At 71.7% G+C, this 16,502-nt stretch carries 16 protein-coding genes; 8 read left to right on the forward strand and 8 right to left on the reverse strand.

What is annotated here, in order from left to right:
- The first annotated feature begins 41 nt into the window (after nt 1-41).
- Genes ureE through yut form a run of 5 tightly spaced genes read left to right on the forward strand, consistent with a single transcriptional unit; the run spans nt 42 to nt 3,899 of the window.
- Nucleotides 42-587 (forward strand): urease accessory protein UreE, encoded by a 546-nt coding sequence (gene ureE, locus OHA72_RS26390; RefSeq protein WP_327010475.1) that lies wholly within the window; start codon nt 42-44, stop codon nt 585-587.
- Entirely contained in the window at nt 584-1,291 is a 708-nt protein-coding gene (locus OHA72_RS26395) for an urease accessory protein UreF (protein WP_327010476.1), read from the forward strand. The genes ureE and OHA72_RS26395 overlap by 4 nt, the downstream gene beginning before the upstream one ends.
- A 16-nt stretch (nt 1,292-1,307) precedes the next feature.
- Entirely contained in the window at nt 1,308-1,937 is a 630-nt protein-coding gene (gene ureG, locus OHA72_RS26400; protein ID WP_327010477.1) for an urease accessory protein UreG, read from the forward strand.
- Entirely contained in the window at nt 1,934-2,848 is a 915-nt protein-coding gene (locus OHA72_RS26405) for an urease accessory protein UreD (RefSeq protein ID WP_327010478.1), read from the forward strand. The genes ureG and OHA72_RS26405 overlap by 4 nt, the downstream gene beginning before the upstream one ends.
- A 4-nt stretch (nt 2,849-2,852) precedes the next feature.
- Nucleotides 2,853-3,899: an urea transporter gene (yut, locus tag OHA72_RS26410; protein WP_327010479.1), complete on the forward strand. Its 1,047-nt coding sequence runs from the start codon at nt 2,853-2,855 to the stop codon at nt 3,897-3,899.
- Between the two features lie 15 nt (nt 3,900-3,914).
- On the opposite strand, the gene OHA72_RS26415 is transcribed toward yut, so the two are convergent.
- From OHA72_RS26415 to OHA72_RS26435, 5 genes are all read right to left on the reverse strand, one after another.
- Entirely contained in the window at nt 3,915-5,594 is a 1,680-nt protein-coding gene (locus OHA72_RS26415; RefSeq protein WP_327010480.1) for an ammonium transporter, read from the reverse strand.
- A gap of 187 nt (nt 5,595-5,781) precedes the next feature.
- Nucleotides 5,782-6,177 (reverse strand): fluoride efflux transporter FluC, encoded by a 396-nt coding sequence (locus OHA72_RS26420; protein ID WP_327010481.1) that lies wholly within the window; start codon nt 6,175-6,177, stop codon nt 5,782-5,784.
- Nucleotides 6,177-6,575, reverse strand: a complete 399-nt coding sequence (gene crcB, locus OHA72_RS26425; RefSeq protein ID WP_327010482.1) for a fluoride efflux transporter CrcB — start codon at nt 6,573-6,575, stop codon at nt 6,177-6,179. The genes OHA72_RS26420 and crcB overlap by 1 nt, the downstream gene beginning before the upstream one ends.
- Nucleotides 6,576-6,663: 88 nt before the next feature.
- A complete protein-coding gene (locus tag OHA72_RS26430) occupies nt 6,664-7,422 on the reverse strand; it encodes a YoaK family protein (RefSeq protein WP_327010483.1) in 759 nt (252 codons plus the stop codon).
- A gap of 96 nt (nt 7,423-7,518) precedes the next feature.
- On the reverse strand, nt 7,519-8,079 hold the full coding sequence (locus OHA72_RS26435; protein WP_327010484.1) for an Hsp20/alpha crystallin family protein: 561 nt from the start codon (nt 8,077-8,079) through the stop codon (nt 7,519-7,521).
- A gap of 205 nt (nt 8,080-8,284) precedes the next feature.
- Between OHA72_RS26435 and OHA72_RS26440 the strand changes: the two genes are divergently transcribed.
- A complete protein-coding gene (locus OHA72_RS26440) occupies nt 8,285-9,661 on the forward strand; it encodes a cytochrome ubiquinol oxidase subunit I (RefSeq protein WP_327010485.1) in 1,377 nt (458 codons plus the stop codon).
- Nucleotides 9,658-10,656 (forward strand): cytochrome d ubiquinol oxidase subunit II, encoded by a 999-nt coding sequence (locus tag OHA72_RS26445; RefSeq protein WP_327010486.1) that lies wholly within the window; start codon nt 9,658-9,660, stop codon nt 10,654-10,656. The genes OHA72_RS26440 and OHA72_RS26445 overlap by 4 nt, the downstream gene beginning before the upstream one ends.
- Before the next feature lie 90 nt (nt 10,657-10,746).
- Here the strand turns inward: OHA72_RS26445 and OHA72_RS26450 are convergent, their stop codons facing one another.
- Nucleotides 10,747-11,796, reverse strand: coding sequence for a polysaccharide deacetylase family protein (locus OHA72_RS26450; protein ID WP_327010487.1), 1,050 nt, complete (start codon nt 11,794-11,796; stop codon nt 10,747-10,749).
- Nucleotides 11,797-12,327: 531 nt separating this feature from the next.
- Here OHA72_RS26450 and OHA72_RS26455 point away from each other — a divergent pair.
- The gene (locus tag OHA72_RS26455; RefSeq protein WP_327010488.1) at nt 12,328-13,620 is read left to right on the forward strand and encodes a CE1 family esterase; all 1,293 of its coding nucleotides are present in this window, start codon (nt 12,328-12,330) and stop codon (nt 13,618-13,620) included.
- Nucleotides 13,621-13,869: 249 nt separating this feature from the next.
- Here the strand turns inward: OHA72_RS26455 and OHA72_RS26460 are convergent, their stop codons facing one another.
- Nucleotides 13,870-14,013, reverse strand: coding sequence for a hypothetical protein (locus OHA72_RS26460; protein ID WP_327010489.1), 144 nt, complete (start codon nt 14,011-14,013; stop codon nt 13,870-13,872).
- Nucleotides 14,014-14,081: 68 nt separating this feature from the next.
- On the reverse strand, nt 14,082-16,415 hold the full coding sequence (locus OHA72_RS26465) for a sensor histidine kinase (RefSeq protein ID WP_327010490.1): 2,334 nt from the start codon (nt 16,413-16,415) through the stop codon (nt 14,082-14,084).
- Between the last annotated feature and the right edge of the window lie 87 nt (nt 16,416-16,502).

Genomic DNA, 16,502 nt, shown 5'->3' on the forward strand with positions numbered 1-16,502 from the left:
CGCCGACGCCGATGTGATGCCGATGTGATGCGGGGGGAAACATGTACGTCGAATCAGTGCTGGGCAACGCCGCCGAGCCGGGCTGGCGCGACCGGCTGGCCGACATGCACGTCGACCGGCTCGTCCTGGACCAGTGGGAGGCGCAGAAGCGCCGCCTGCGCAAGCGGACCAGCGGCGGCGTCGAGGTGGCGCTGTCACTGGCGCGCGACACGCACCTGCACGACGGTGACGTCCTGACCTGGGACGCCGCGAAGCGGACGGCAACCGTCGTGCAGCTCATGCTGGGTGAGGTGATGGCGGTCGAGCTCCCGCCCGACACGCCGCTGCGCACCGCGGTCGAGTTCGGGCACGCCATCGGCAACCAGCACTGGCCGGCCGTGGTGAACGGCACGACCGTGTACGTGCCGGTCACCGTCGACCGCAGGGTCATGGACTCGGTCATGCGGACCCACGACTTCGCCGGGATCAAGCACGAGTTCGTCGACGGCACCGAGGTGCTCGCGTTCCTGGCGCCGCACGAGGCCCGGCGGCTGTTCGGCGGGGCCGACGCGGCGGGCCACACGCACCTACCCGCGGACGGCAGTTGAAGAGCGTCGCGGCGGTACCGCGGATGCCGGAGCTGATGCGGCTGCTGCAGTTCACCGACTCGATGTTCCCGGTCGGGGCCTTCACGTTCTCCAACGCGCTGGAGCCGGCGGTGCAGCTCGGGATCGTGCATGACCGGCGGACGCTGCACGACTTCGTGTCCACCGCGACGCATCTGGCGGCCGGCTGTGACGGCATCGCGCTGCTGGAAAGCCATCGCGGCACCCGCGCCGGCGACACCGACCGGGTCGGGCGGTCCGACGAGGCGGTGTTCGTCCGCAAGCTCAACGAGGAGATGCGCTCGATGAGCACCCGGATGGGCCGGAAGCTGGCGGAGATCTCCGCCGCCGTCGTCGCCGATCCGGTGCTGGTACGGCGGGCCGGTGACATCGCCGCCGGAACCGTACCCGGTACGTATCCGATCGGCGTCGGGGTGCTCGCCGCCGTGCTCGGCCTGCCCGAGGAGGCCGCCTTCGCGGCGCAGCAGTACGGGACGGCGGCGATGATCGTCGGCGCCGCCGTCCGGCTCATGCCCATCGATCACGTCGACGCCCAGACGGTGCTGTTCGCCGTCAACGACACCGCACAGCGGCACTACGAACGGGTGGCCGGGGCGGGGCTGGACGACATGGCGTCGTTCGCGCCCATGACCGACGTGCTGGCCGCCGCGCACGTGCGGGCCCGGATTCGGATGTTCATCAACTGACCTCACCGGAGGAAACATGCAATCAGCCAGTCGCGTCGGCGTCGGAGGTCCGGTCGGCAGCGGGAAGACGGCGATCATCGAGGCGCTGGTGCCGCGCCTGGTGGCCGGCGGGCAGCGGGTCCTTGTCGTGACGAACGACGTGGTGACGACCGAGGACGCCGCGCACGTGCGGCGGGTGCTCACCGGCGTGCTGCAGGCCGAGCGGATCATCGGGGTGGAGACCGGCGCCTGCCCGCACACCGCCGTCCGCGAGGACCCGAGTATGAACCTCGCCGCGGTGGAGGACATGGAGTCCCGGTTCCCCGGCACCGACCTCGTGCTGATCGAGAGCGGCGGCGACAACCTGACCCTCACGTTCAGCCCGGCCCTGGTGGACTTCTTCATCTACGTGATCGACGTGGCGGCCGGCGACAAGATCCCGCGCAAGAACGGCCCCGGCATCGCGCGCTCCGACCTGCTCGTGATCAACAAGGTGGACCTGGCCCCGTACGTCGACGCGGATCTCGCCGTGATGGACCGTGACGCGGCGATGCAGCGCGACGGCAAGCCGGTCGTGTTCACCAACTGCAGGACCGGCGAAGGCGTCGACGAGGTCCTCGCGGTCATCCGCCGTGAGGTCCTGTTCGGGCTGGTACCCGCCGAATGAGCACCCTGCACGCCGCGCCGGAGCTGGCGCCGTACCACGACGAGCCGGCGCAACTGCCCAGCGGCGCTCCCGGCAAGAACGGGGTGCTGCGCCTGGGATTCGAGCGCCGCGGCGACCGCACGATCCTCGCGGAGCTGTACCGGCAGGCGCCGCTGCTGGTGCAACGGGCGTTGTACTGGGACGAGGCAATGCCCGACCTCGCCTGCGTCTTCATCATCACCACGTCCGGCGGGCTGCTGCAGGGCGACCGGCATGCGCTGCGGGTGCGGCTCGGCGAGGACGCGCAGGCCCATCTGACGACCCAGTCCGCGACCAGGATCCAGCAGATGGACGCGAACTACGCGACGCAGACGCAGGACATCGTGCTGGAGGACGGGGCGTACCTGGAGTTCCTGCCGGAGCCGGTGATCCCGTACCGCCGCAGCCGGTACCTGGCCCGGACCCAGGTGTCGTTGCCGGAGAGCGCGACGGCGCTGTACGCGGAGATCATCCTGCCCGGGCGGCGGTACCACCACGACGGTGAGCTGTTCGGCTACGACCTGTTCTCCTCGGCGCTGCGGGCGACCCGCCCGGACGGCCGCGAGCTGTTCGCGGAGAAGTTCGTCATCGAGCCGGGGCGCTTTCCCGTCGACCGTTGCGCGGTGATGGGCGGGTTCCAGGTCGTCGCCAACGTCGTGCTGCTGACCTCGGCGGCGCTCGCCGACCGGGTGTTCGACCAGGTCCCGGCCGCCGTCACCATGACCGGCCCGGCGGTCGCCGGTGCGAGCCGCCTGCCCAACGGCGCGGGCCTGATCTACCGGGTGCTGGGGACGGACTCGGAACCGGTCCGGGCCGTGGTCCGGGACTTCTGGTCGCTGGTGCGCCGGGAGACCGTCGGCGCTTCGCTGCCGCCCCCGTTCCGCTGGCGCTGACGGCATGGACGCGATCAGCCGGACCTGGTCCGCGACGGCCGACGCTCATGCCCCCGTGCGGTTCGCCGACGCGTGCCTGCGCGGCGCCGCCCAGGTGATGCTGCAGAACAACCCGGTCACCGGCCTGCTCATCCTGGCCGCCATCGGCTGGGGCACGATCCGCACCGGCACCGCTGAGGTCGGCGCCGGCGCCCTGGTGGGGCTGCTCGCCGGCACGGGCACCGCCCTGCTGCTGCGGGTCGACGCGACGTCGTGGCGGCAGGGCCTGTTCGGGTTCAGCCCGCTGCTGACCGGCGCGGCGCTGCCCACGTTCCTCGCCGCCGAGCCGGTGCTGTGGGCGTACGTGGTGCTGGGCGCGGCCGTCACGACCGTGGTCACCCTCGCGTTGAGCAACGTGCTCAACAGCTGGGGTGTGGCCGCCCTGACGTTCCCGTTCGTGCTGACGTCCTGGTTCCTGCTGATGGGCGCCTACCAGTTCATGCGGATCGGGCCCGGTGCGCTGAGCCGGCCGGCGCTGCCGGCCGCCACGCCGGCGGAGCTGGCCCACGTGCCGGTGACCTTCGAGTTCCTGGCCACCGGCACGCTGAAGGGGATCGCTCAGGTCTTCCTGCTCGACGACTGGGTCAGCGGCGCCGTCATTCTCGTCGCGCTGGCGGTCAACTCCCGCGCGGTCGCACTCGCCGCGATCCTCGGCTCGGCGGTCGGCACCGCGCTCGCGATCGGGCTGGGCGCGGACGGCACGGCGATCGGCAAGGGGATCTGGGGCTTCAACGCGGTCCTCACCGCGCTCGCCCTGGGTGCCGTGTTCTACCGTCCCATGCCGGCGGTGGCCGTCTACACCCTGCTGGCGACGATCACCGCGGTCTGGGTGCAGGCCGCCCTGACCACGGTGCTGGCGCCGTACGGCATCCCCACGCTGACCGCCCCGTTCGTGGTCGCCACGTGGCTGTTCCTGCTGCCGAAGCGGCACTTCGCCCCGGTGCCGCACCACGAGCGGCACGGCGACGGCACGATGCTGAGCACCCCCGCCGCACCGCCGCGCCGCTCATGAGGGCAACCGGCGGTTTCAGGGTGTTGCGCCGTGCTCGCGCTGGATGCTGGTGCTGGGCTTGACGACCTGGACGAACCCCTCCGGATGCTCGGCGGAGAACCGGTCGAAGACGTCCAGGACCATGGCGACGCTGCGGTCCGGGACGAGCACCTCGATGCGCAGGCGGCTGACGAGCTCGAGGTTTCGCCGGTACCCGCGGACGGTCTGCGCCTGCGGCGACTCCACGGCGGCGTGGGCCTCGGTGACGACGACCGACGCGGCGCCGGCCCGTGACAGTGCGTCCTCGAGTTCGTCGGTGTGCACGCGTTCGGGGTCCAGCAGCCCGGTGACGAGGCTGACGGTGGAGTCCGGGCCGCCGGCGGCCGCCCTGGCCGGCACCGGGCGCTGCGGTGCCGCCCCGGGGCCGCTCGAGCCGGGCAGGCCGGAGACCGCGTCGAGGTGGTATGCCTCGACGGCCTGCTGTACCCGGTCGAGCCGATCCTCGTCGGCCGGCGGGACGCGAAGGCCGATGCTCTTCTGGATCGCCACGGCGATGATCCAGGTCAGGACGAACGAGAACGCCGCCACCGCGACGACCGCGACGGCCTGCCGCCACAGCAGGCCCACGCCACCGCCGAAGAACAGGCCGTCGGCGCCGAGGCTGTTGGCGGCGCGGTCGGCGAAGAAGCCCAGCAGCAGCGAGCCGAGGACACCGCCGATGAAGTGCACGGCGACGACGTCGAGCGCGTCGTCGAACCGGAGGCGGAACTTCACCCGCATCGCCAGCTGGCAGACGAGGCCGGCGACGACGCCGATGGCGAGCGCGGACAGCGTGCTGACGTATCCCGCGCACGGGGTGATGGTCGCGAGCCCGGCCACGGCGCCGGACACGGCTCCCAGCACGGTCGCGTGGCCGCTGGTGAACCGCTCCAGCAGCAGCCAGGCGATCAGGCCGGCCGCGGCAGCGATGTGGGTGTTGAGCAGCGCCTGGGCCGCGATTGTGTCGGCGCGCAGCCCGTCGCCGGCGTTGAAGCCGAACCAGCCGAACCACAGCACGCCGGCGCCGACGATCGTCAGGGGCAGCGAGTTGGGCAGGGTGCCGGTCTGCGGCCAGTTCCTGCGGCGGCCGACCACGAGGAGGATCGCCAGCACCGCGGCGCCCGCGGAGGTGTGCACGACCATGCCGCCGGCCCAGTCCTGCGCGCCGAGCCTGGCCAGCCAGCCGCCGGGGTGCCAGAGCCAGTGCGCGATCGGCGCGTAGACGATCACCGACCAGACCGCGATGAAGACCGCCCAGCCGACGATCTTCAGCCGTCCCGCGGTCGCTCCGGTGATGAGCGCCGGGGTGATGACGGCGAACATCATCTGGAACGCCACGAACGCCAGCGTGGGGATGGCGACCCCGGGGGCGACGACGTGGAACGCGGGCGCCGGCGCGGGTGTCGTGCCGGCGTGCATCAGCCCGAACAGTTTCACGTTGCCGACGAGGCCGGTGCCGGCGTCGTCGCCGAACGCGATGGTGTAGCCGAGCAGGATCCAGGTGATGCTGACGATGCCGAGCGGGATGAAGTTCTGTTGCAGCATAGCCAGGGTGTTGCGGCTGGACACCTGGCCGGCGTAGAAGAACGCCAGACCTGGGACCATGAACAACACCAGCGCCGCGCAGACGAGCACCCAGGCGGTGTCGGCGCCGTTCACGATGATCGGTGTGGGCATGTGACAGCTCCTTCCGGGACAGCGGGATCAGGTCGGTGGGCCGGCGTCCGGGTCGCATGGGGACCGGCGTCACGGCTGGACACCCGCGAAGTTCCCCCGGTGCGCTGATTGCAACCTGGATCGCCGGGGGACCTCACCGGCGCATGGTGGAAGGGTCCGTGTCAGGACCGTGCAGGCAGCCGGTTCGTCAGAGCAGGCCACCCAGCCAGAGGCCGAAGGCCGCCAGCACGAGGCTCGCGGCCAGGCTGCCCAGCACGTTGAAGGCCTCGAGACCGGCGTTCTTGCGCAGCAGGCCCAGGGTGTGCCACTCCTCGGTCGAGAACGTCGTGTACGCACCGAGAAAACCCACGCCCGCGATCGTGGCGAAGTCCTGGACGGCGCCGGACGTGTCCGCGGTCGCGAAGCCCGTGACGATGCCGAGCACGAACGCGCCGGAGACGTTGATCAGGAAGGTGCTGGCCGGGAACGCGCTGCTCGACGCCGGCACCCGAGCCTTCCACCACGGCATGACGGTCGCGTCGAGGGCGCCCCTGCACAGCGCGCCCAGCCCGCAGGCCAGGAAGACCCCGATCCCCACCCACATCAGACGGGGCTTCCCGCCGGGCGGCCGGTGCGCAACTCCACCAGGCGCGCGCCGAGCGCCGCCGCGATCACGCCGGCGACGATGCTCACCACCAGGTAGATGATGGCGAGCCCACTGCGCCGGGCCCCGATCAGCTGGTCGCTCTCGACGATGAAGTGGGACCAGGTCGTGAAACCGCCCAGGACGCCGGTGGACAGGAAGGGCTTCGCCCAGGCGGCGTTCAACCGGCCGGCCGCGAGCAGCGTCATGAGCGCACCCAGCCCGAACGCGCCGACCATGTTGATCATGAAGGTGACCCACGGGAAGTCCGGTGGTGTCGGCGGCGCCAGAGAGAGCCCGAGCAGGTAGCGGAGCAGGGCACCGATCCCGCCACCGATGACCACCAGGACGACCTTCACACGACAATTTGCTCACGTGCCAGGGGTGCCAGGGGCCCGCGTCGCGCCGGACCACCCGGGGCGGATGAGCGCGGTGGTGGCGGCCGTTTCATCCGGGGCCGGCCCTTCGCGTTCCGGGTTGCGGGCGGCGTGCCGTCAGCGACAGCAGCAGCATGCACAGGATCGACACCGCGACGGCGAACGTCCACACCGGATGGCGCTGGGTCAGGGCGCCGACGCCGCCGCCGGTGGCATAGCCGGCGATCCCGATGCTTCCCAGCAACGAGGCGTGCCGCGCGCCCGTGCGTGCGGGACCGGTACCGGTGATCCACGCCGCGATGCGTTCCCCGGTCTTGGCGACCGTGCCCGACTGGTACGTCGCGTTGACGGCGGTCCCGGCGCTTCGGACCATCAGGGCGCTCATGCACCCCATGGAGAACCCGCCGATGACGACCAGGACCACCCACCGGACGCCGGCAACCGGGCCCCGGTCCAGCGCCACGTCGATGCCCGCCCACAGCAGGAGGGCGCCGATCGTCATGCAGAGCTCGACGGCGGCCGGTGACCGGTGATCCGGTCCGCCGCGGCCGCGCAGCCGGAAGGCGACGCCGGCGCCGGTGGCGAAGCCGGCCATCGAAGCCACCGACGCCGGCCAGGACGGATCGTGGCCGACCAGGCCCATGCCCACGTGGACGACATTGCCCGACTGGTTGGCGACGAAGACGCCGTACCGGGTCAGGGCGAACGCGTCCAGAATGCCCGCGACACCGGCGGCGAGCGCCAACGCCAGGAAGGGAGCCCTGAACGCCGCACGCTCACCCGCGGCGGGGGAGTCGCCTGCCGCGCTGCCGCCGGTGTGTGCTGCCATGCCGGGCCCTCACTTGCAGTGTGCGGCGTGGACGCGGCGCGTCTCCGGCCGGTGGTGGCCGGAGACGCGCTGGTGTGCACCCGCGTCGGGAGGTGGTCACTCCTTGCGGCGGGCCTGCTGCTCACCTCCCTTCGACGACTGCATGCCGGCCTGCCGTGGGCGTTCCTCGGAGGTGTGCACCTCGATCCTGCGCATCGCGGACTCCTGTGCCTTGCCCACGGTGATCGTCAGCACCCCGTTGACGTAGTTGGCGTCGACCTGGTCGGCGTCGACGTTGCCGGGCAGTTCCACCTGGTACTCGAACTCGCCCGATTCGCGGAGCTGGCGGCGCATGACGCCGCTGCGTGGGCGCTGCTGGAACTCCCCGGTGATGCGCAGTTCCTCGCCGCGCATCTGGATGTCGACGTCCTGCGGGTTCACGTTGGGCAGATCGACGTCGACGATGTAGGCGTCGTCGGTCTCCTCGATGTCGACCGGCGCCAGCGTCGACCACAGCCCCGCGCCGGACCCGGCGCCCGGTTCGCCCATGAAGCTGCTCATCAGCTGGCTGAACCGGGTGGAGATGTCGTCGATCTCCCGGCGTGGGTCCCAGCGGTGCAGCGGTGCCAGACGTCCACCGGCATAGCGTTGCCGGGAGGAGAACGGTGCGAGTGACATGGCGGATCGGTTCCCTTCTGCAGGCCGGCACGTCCCGGCTCGATCATTTCGGTGACCAATCCGAAGCATGGCGCCGGGGCGGGGCAATCCGTCTCGCCTGGACGAGATGACCACCGGCGGTCAGGTGAGCAGGTTTACGCCGCCGGAAACCGGCCAGTGTCGTCCTTACGGCCTTCGTCGCGGCCGGGTCACGCCGGGAGGACATGTGGATCACCAGTTGCTGGCCGATGCGGCGGACAACCTGTACCCGGCCCGGATGCAGATGGCGTTCTCGCTGGGCTGGCACATCATCTTCTCCTGCTTCGGGATCACGTTCCCGGCGCTGGTGCTGTTCGCGGAGTGGCGGGCGCACCGGCGGGCCGACGCCGACCTGGAGCGGCTGGCCCACACCTGGGCCAAGGCCATGGGCGTGATGTTCGCCGCCGGCGCGGTGTCCGGCACGATCCTGTCCTTCGAGATGGGCATCCTGTGGCCGGGGCTGATGGAGCGCTTCGGCGCGGTGTTCGGCTTCCCGTTCATCCTGGAGGGCTTCACGTTCTTCATCGAGGCGATCTTCCTCGGCATCTACCTGTTCAGCTGGGGACGGCTGTCGCCGCGGGCCCACCTGCTCACCGGCCTGCCGATCATCCCCGCCGGCGTGGCCGGGGCGCTCTTCGTCATCTCCGCGAACGCCTGGATGAACACCCCGCAGGGATTCACCATCGACGCCGAGGGCCGCGTGGTCGACGTCGACGTGATCGACGCGATGTTCAACCCGTCCACGGCCGCGCAGTGGCTGCACATGATCATTGCGGCGTTCATGGTGGTCGGCTTCACCGTCGCGTCGATCTACGCGGTGGGGATGCTGCGCGGCCGGCGCACCCGCTATCACCGGCTGGGCCTGGTGATCCCGCTGACCCTGGCGGCGATCGCGACGCCGGTGCAGATCGGGGTGGGCGACTACATCGCCAACGTGGTCGCCGAGACCCAGCCGGTCAAGCTCGCGGCGATGGAGGGCCTGTACCGCACCGGCACCGGCGTGCCGCTGTCGCTGGGCGGCATCTACACCGGCGACGAACTGCGGTACGCGCTGCGGATCCCGTGGGGGCTGTCGCTGCTGGTGACCCACGACCCGGACGGTCGGGTCGTCGGCCTGGAAGCGGTCGCACCGCAGTTGCGGCCACCGGTCAACGTCGTGCACCTGTCCTACAACGTCATGGTCGGCATCGGCTCCGCCCTGATGCTGATCACGCTCGCGATGGCCTGGACGTGGCTGCGGCACCGGCGGCTGCCCAGATCGCGGTGGTTCCTGCGCGGCGTCGCCGTGTCCGGCGTGGCGTCGATCGTCGCGATGGAGGCGGGCTGGGTCACCACCGAGGTCGGCCGCCAGCCGTGGGTCGTCTACGACAAGCTCAGGACCGCCGACGCGGTGAGCTCGGCGCCCGGGCTGTACCTGGGTCTGTGGGCGGTGCTGGCCGTGTACGCCGTGCTGACGTTCCTCACCGTGTACACGCTGCGGCGCCTCGCCCATCACCACGACGCCGCCGTGGCGCCGCAGGAGGCCGCCGCCGAGCCGCTGGACGGCGAGAGGCAGGCCGGATGAACCTGCCCGACGCCGTGCTCGCCGTGATGTTCGTGGCGCTGATCGCCTACGCCCTGTTCGGCGGCGCCGACTTCGGCGCCGGGATCTGGGACCTCCTCGCCGGCGGCTCCGTCAAGGGTCGCCCCCAGCGCGCCCTGATCGAGCACTCCATCGGGCCGGTGTGGGAGGCGAACCACGTCTGGTTGATCTTCGTGCTCGTGGTGCTGTGGACCGGGTTCCCGCCCGCGTTCGCCGCGGTCGCCTCGACCCTGTACATCCCGCTGACCCTCGCCGGGTTCGGGATGATCGTGCGGGGCGGGGCGTTCGCGTTCCGCAAGACCGCGACCACCCACGCGATGCAACGCTTCCTCGGCGGCTCGTTCGCGCTGTCGTCGGTCGTCACCCCGTTCTTCCTGGGCGCGATGGTCGGCGGCATCGCCTCCGGGCGCGTGCCACCGGGCGTCGCCGCCGGCAACGTGCTGACCAGCTGGATCAACCCGACGTCGGTGCTCGGCGGGGTGCTGGCCGTGCTGTCCTGCGCCTACCTCGCCGCCGCCTTCCTGTGCGGCGACGCCCGCCGCGAGGCGCCGGACCTGGCCGACGTGTTCCGCGTCCGGGCGCTGATCACCGCCGTCGTCACTGGTGCGGTGGCCGTCGCCGGCATCTTCGTCCTGCGCGGCGACGCACCCGCGCTGTTCGACCAGCTGCTCGGCCGCGGCCTGGCACCGATCGTGCTGTCCGCGGCCGCCGGTGCCGTCTCCATCGGGCTGCTGCTGGGCCGCCGGTACATCTGGGCCCGTATCACCGCCGGTGCCGCCGTCACCGCGGTGCTCTGCGGCTGGGCGGCCGGGCAGTACCCGTACGTGCTGCCGGCGCACCTCACCATCGACGACGCCGCGGCCGGCCGGGCCACCCTCACCGCGGTGCTGGTCGCCGTCGCGATCGGTGCGGTCCTGCTCATCCCGGCGCTGATCCTCATGTACCGGATGTTCCAGACGGTCCCGCCGCAGCGATGACGGCCGTCGCGGTCGCGCCGGCGCCGGACGTGCCGCCGTGGCCCAGGGCCGGTCCCGCCCTGGACGTTCCCAGGGCGGGACCGGCCGCGACTACACGGTGCAGGTGAGTGCGGGCACGGCGTTCGTGCCGTTCCAGGTGCCGGTGAAGCCGAACGAGGTGGTGCCGCCGGCTGGGACGGTGCCGTTGTACGACACGTTCGTCACGGTGATGGCCGAGCCGGACGTGCTCAGGGTGCCGTTCCACAGCTGGTTGATCGTCTGGCCGTTGGCGAACGTCCACTTGACCGTCCACCGTGAGATGGCGGCGTTCCCGGCGCTCACCGTGACCGAGCCCTGGAATCCGCCCTGCCACGAACTGGTGACGGCGTACGTCGCTGAGCAGGCCCCACCCGCCGGCGGCGGCGAGCTCGGCGGCTGCGACGTGCCGCCGCCCGGGGTGGTCGGCGGCGGGGTGGTCGGGTTGGTGCCGTCGGGGGCGACCGCCCGGCCGGTCTGCGGGGAGATCATGCCGGCGCAGAGGTTGCGTGCCGCCAGGCCCTGGGCGATGCGCGGGATCGCGGCGACCGTGTTGGCCGGCCAGTCGTGCATGAGGATGATCTGGCCGTTGGTGAGGCGGGCGTTGGCCTGGACGATCGCGTCGACGCTGGCGTTGTTCCAGTCCTGCGAGTCGACGTCCCAGATGATCTGGGTCAGGCCGTAGCGCGACAGGACCGACTGCACGGTGGAGTTGGTCTCGCCGTACGGCGGGCGGAAGAGCTTCGGGGTGCCGCCGCCGGCGTTGGCGATGGCCTGCTGGGTGCGGGAGACCTCCGAGTCGATCTGGGCCTGGCTCTGCTGGGTCAGGTGCGGGTGGGTGTAGCTGTGGTTGCCGACCCACATGCCGGCGCTGACCTGCGCGCGGACCTGGGCCGGGTACTGGGCGGCGTACTGGCCCTCGTTGAACATCGTGGCCCGCAGCCCGTTCTGGCGCAGCGCGTTGAGCAGGTTGCCGGTGTTGTTGCCGGGGCCGTCGTCGAACGTGAGCCCGACGTACCCGTTGCAGGTCGCGGCGTTCGCCGGGGAGGCGGCCCCGACGACGAAGGTGGTGAGAGCCGCGGCCGCCGAGACGGCGGCGGCGGTGGCGAGCAGACGGCTACGCATGTTCATGGTGCGCGCGTTCCTCCTCAACATGGGCAGCATGCGACAACCCGGTCGGCGCCCGGTGTTGACGGATATCGATGGCGCCAGTATTGGGCGACCTTCGCGGCGGTGTCAAAGCTTTCGAAACCCCTGTGCGTGGGGCGCGGCCGGCGGCTCCGGAAGATCCGAGGCGTGGCGCGGCCCGCCGAGGGACCCGGGAATGCGCCGCGGATCCTGCCCGAATGGTGGTGTTCGGCGGCATAAAAGCATTCCACCCGACTCGCGGGAGGCCCGGTTGATAACACATTTTAAATGCCAAGGTTCCGGCTGCCGGAAACGAACGCCGACACCATTCATCGATGGCGTCACGGCGGGTCTCCGGATTTCGTTCGGCACTGCAACTTTCATGGCGGGACTCGTGCGTGCCGCGCATATTCCGGCCCCGCTGTCGCGCATTTCATTGTCATCGATGAGTCTGCGTGAACTGATTCGAGAATGCCTGAACGTGCCCGGCGGACGGCACGGACCCCAGGCCGGACGAAAGGAAGTGCGGTGTCGAAACGCAGATACGGCGCGCCGGTGCTCGCGGCGCTGGCCGCGCTGATCATGGTCGTGGCCGGCCACACCCTCACCAGTGGCGGTGCCACCGCGGAAGCCGCGACCAACGGCGTGCTCGCGACCACCGCCGGATGCGGCAGGTCCCCGGCGCTGAGCAGCGGTACCCGCACGATCCAGAGCAGCGGCCAGAACCGCACCTACATCCTGCGGGTTCCCGACAACTACGACAGCAACCGGCCGTACCGGCTGATCTTCGCGCTGCACTGGCTCAACGGCTCGGCCGGCAACGTGTCCTCGGCCGGCTTCTACGGGCTGCAGCCGCTGTCCGGCAACAGTGCGATCTTCGTGGCGCCGCAGGGCATCAACAACGGCTGGGCGAACACCAACGGCCAGGACCTGACCCTCGTCGACGACCTCACCAAGCTGATCGAGAGCAGCCTGTGCGTCGACACGACGCAGCTCTTCGCCCTGGGCTGGAGCTATGGCGGCGCCATGAGCTACGCGATCGCCTGCGCCCGGCCCACGGTGTTCCGGGCGGTCAGCGTCCTGTCGGGGGCGAACCTCAGCGGCTGCAGCGGCGGCACCCAGCCCGTGGCCTACTTCGGCATCCACGGCACGCACGACAGCGTCCTCAACATCAGCAGCGGGCGGTCGCTGCGTGACACCTTCGTGCGCAACAACGGCTGCACCGCCCAGAGTCCGCGTGAGCCGTCGCAGGGGAGCCTGACGCACATCACCACGACCTACTCCGGGTGCCGGTCGGGGTACCCGGTCCAGTGGGCCGCGTTCGACGGTGACCACACGCCCAGCCCGGTGGACGGGTCGGGCTCGCCCAACGACGCCCGGACGTGGACGTCGGGGGAGATCTGGAAGTTCTTCTCGCAGTTCCAGAACACCACCCCGCCGAGCAGCCCGCCGCCGTCGTCGTCGCCGCCGGTCTCGCCGAGCGCCTCCCCGTCGAGCAGCCCGCCGCCCAGCGGCCAGCCCGGCACCTGCACTGCCACCTACCGCATGATCAACGACTGGCCCGGCGGCTTCCAGGGTGAGTTCACGGTGGCCAACAACGGCTCCACCACCCTCAGCGGCTGGACCACCCGGTTCAGCCTCGCCGGCGGCCAGGCCATCAGCAGTCTGTGGAACGGCGTCAACACCGGCACCACCGGCGCCATCACCGTCCGCAACGCCGTCTACAACGGCGCCCTCGGGGCGAATGCCACGACGACATTCGGATTCACCGCCACCGGTGCCAGCACGCCACCCAGCGGCATCACCTGCACCAGCCCGTGACCCCCGCCGGTGGGGGTTCGAAGCCGCGCGGCCTCGAGCCCCCACCGGCCCGTGTCGCCGTCCGCCAGCACCTCGCCGAGCATGCCGGGCGGCACGAGAGAGATCGTCGGCTCGCAGTCAGGCCGGTGCATCGACGTGCCGAACGCGTCGCAGACCAACGGCACGCTGGTGCAGCTACCGCCGGACCGGGCCATCCGTGATCGTCCACGGGGGCCCGGTCCTCGGCGTGCGGGCACTGCTCGGGACCGGTCACGTCGTGGGTTCGTCCGGCACGACGACGAGGCTGACGACGCGGCGGATCCGGCCGCCGTCGCGGGCGTTGCCGACCCTTGACACGACCGCGTGCTCGATCTCGGCGACCATCACGGCGAACTCCTCGTCGGTCAGCCACACCGCCGCCTGCTGACCGCCGCGGTGCAGCGGGCGGTTGCACTGCCCTGAGCCGGACGACGACGTGGGGTTCAGCCGCCGCCGGCCGTCGCCGGAGCGGTCGCTGAGCCGGGGCCCGCTCGGTCGATGTCCGCGGTGGCACCGGGATCCGCGGGGGCCGGCGACCTCGCCGCGGTGCTGCGGTAACGCCCGTCGTCACCCGGTGGCTGCTGATGGCGCGGGCCTGCCGGCAGCCGGGCGGTGACGAGCGTGCCGCCGCCGTCACGGGTCCGGATGTCGGCGCTGCCGCCCAGTGCGGCGCAGCGCTCACGGATCGAGCGCAGTCCCACCCCGGCGTGGTAGTCCGGTGGCAGGCCCACGCCGTCGTCGGCGACCTCGATGCGCAGGTCGTCATCGCGGCGCAGCCGCACGACGCACCCGGTGGCGTCGGCGTGCTTGACCACGTTCGTCAGCGCCTCGGAGATGATGTGGTACGCGGCGACCTCGGCCGCGGCGGGCAGCGACGCCACGTCCTCGCCGGCCTCGACGGTGATGGTCACGCCGCCGCTGAGCCGGGCGGCGCGTTCCCGCACGGCGGGCACCAGGCCCAGCTGGTCGAGCACCGGTGGGCGCAGCCCGTCGATGAGCCGGCGGACGTCCCGCAGCGCGTGCTGATGGGTCTGCACGAGGCCGTCGAACACCACGTCGGCCGTGGCCGGGTCGGTGTGCATCAGGGAACGGGCGAGCTCCAGCCGCATGGTCACGGACGCGAGCGTCGGCCCGAGCCCGTCATGGATGTCGCGGCGCATACGACGCCGCTCCTCCTCCAGCGCCGTGATGGTGCGTTCCAGGGAGCGCCGGAGCCGCTCGCCCAGCACGAGGTTGTGCGCGATGACGCCGACCTGGCGGGCGACCGCGTCGAGCAGGCGCCGGTCGCGTTCGCCGAACGGCTCGTGCAGCGGTCCCGTGTCGAGCACCAGCCGGCCGTTGTGTTCATCCTGGTACAGCAACGGAATCGTCGCCGGTGCCGCGGACGGCGTGCCGTGGCTGGACGTGTGACCGCCGGACACCTCGATCGCCACGTACGTCAGCCGGAGCGTGCGGGCGAGCGTGTGGGTCACGTGGTCGAGCACCGCCTGCGGCGACGAGGTGGACTCCAGGGTGTCGGCGAGCTGGCGCAGTACCTCGTACGGGTCGTCCCGGTCGCCGAACACCTGCCGGCCCACGACGCGTCGCAGGTGCCGGCCCACGGACACCGTGACGAGGGTGACGAGCACGGCGGCGGCGAACGGCACCGGGTCGACCGGCCGGCCGGACAGGAGCCTCAGCACGGCGGCGACGCCGAGCGCACCGAGCACCAGCGCGGCCGACAGCAGCCCGTACACCAGGGAGCGCCGCAGGATGACCTGGATGTCGAACAGCCGGTACCGCAGCACGGCCGCGCCGAGCGCGATCGGGCACGGGAGGAAGAACAGTGTCAGCACGTCCCAGCCGAGCAGCGGCCGGCCGGTGAGCCACTCGGGGAGCCGGCCGAGCCCCAGGTACGCGGCGACACCGAACCCGAACGTGTACACCTGCCACCGCATCCGCTGCCGGGCGGCCGGGTCACGTTTGGCGAGCGCGAAGCTCGTCACGAGGGCGGCGACGATGACGACGGGCAGCACGTTGGCCGCCGGCGGTGACACGGCGGCGAGGACGCCCAGCCGCTGCAGCGCATTGGCGCCGGGCAACCCCATGGCCAGGCTCAGCCCGTACAGGAGAAACGGTATGACGTAGGCGAGCGCCGTCAGGCGGGGGCGGCGCCGCAGGATCGGCCACCGGTTCGGGAACACCGTCGCGAAATGCAGCATCGCACCCCAGAGCAGCGCGTTGGCGGTGTCGCTCACAACGGTGGGCCAGAGCCGCCCGGTGGCGACGTCGACGACCTGGCTCGCGAACGGATACGCGGCCCCGCCGGCGGCCTGCAGCACGGCGATGCCGAACAGCGCCCGCGCCGCCGGGTCGCGCGGACGGCGGCGGACGACGAACCCGGCCACCACCAGCTCGACGACGACGAACGGCAGCACCGCCGCGTGGTCGCCCAGGACGTCCCGGATCGGGTACGCCACGAGCGGCACGGTCAGCTCCAGCGTCTCGCCGCCGCGGACCACCCGGTACACGGGCCGGTCGCCCACGTCGCCGACGGGTCCCGCCGCGAGCGGGACGCCGTTCACCGCGACGACCCGGTCGCCCGGCCGCAGCGGGCTGCCCTCGGCGTGCACCTCCTGGATCACCACGCCGTCGGGACCCCACGGCGGCGCGCTCGGGTACGCCACCGTGCCGTCGGCCGGCGCGGCCAGGCGCGCGAACACGACCCACAGCATCGCGACGACGCCCGCCGCCGCGATCAACCCTGTTGTGAGCCACGGTCGTGTCCTGACCGCCATCACACGCCATCCTCCCCGGTCGGATCGGGACTCGCGTCCCATTGACGCCGGGACGTGTCCCCCCGCATCGTGAGGCATTCAAGGACG

Origin of the sequence: Dactylosporangium sp. NBC_01737, from assembly GCF_035963215.1 — a bacterium.
GTDB lineage: Bacteria > Actinomycetota > Actinomycetes > Mycobacteriales > Micromonosporaceae > Dactylosporangium.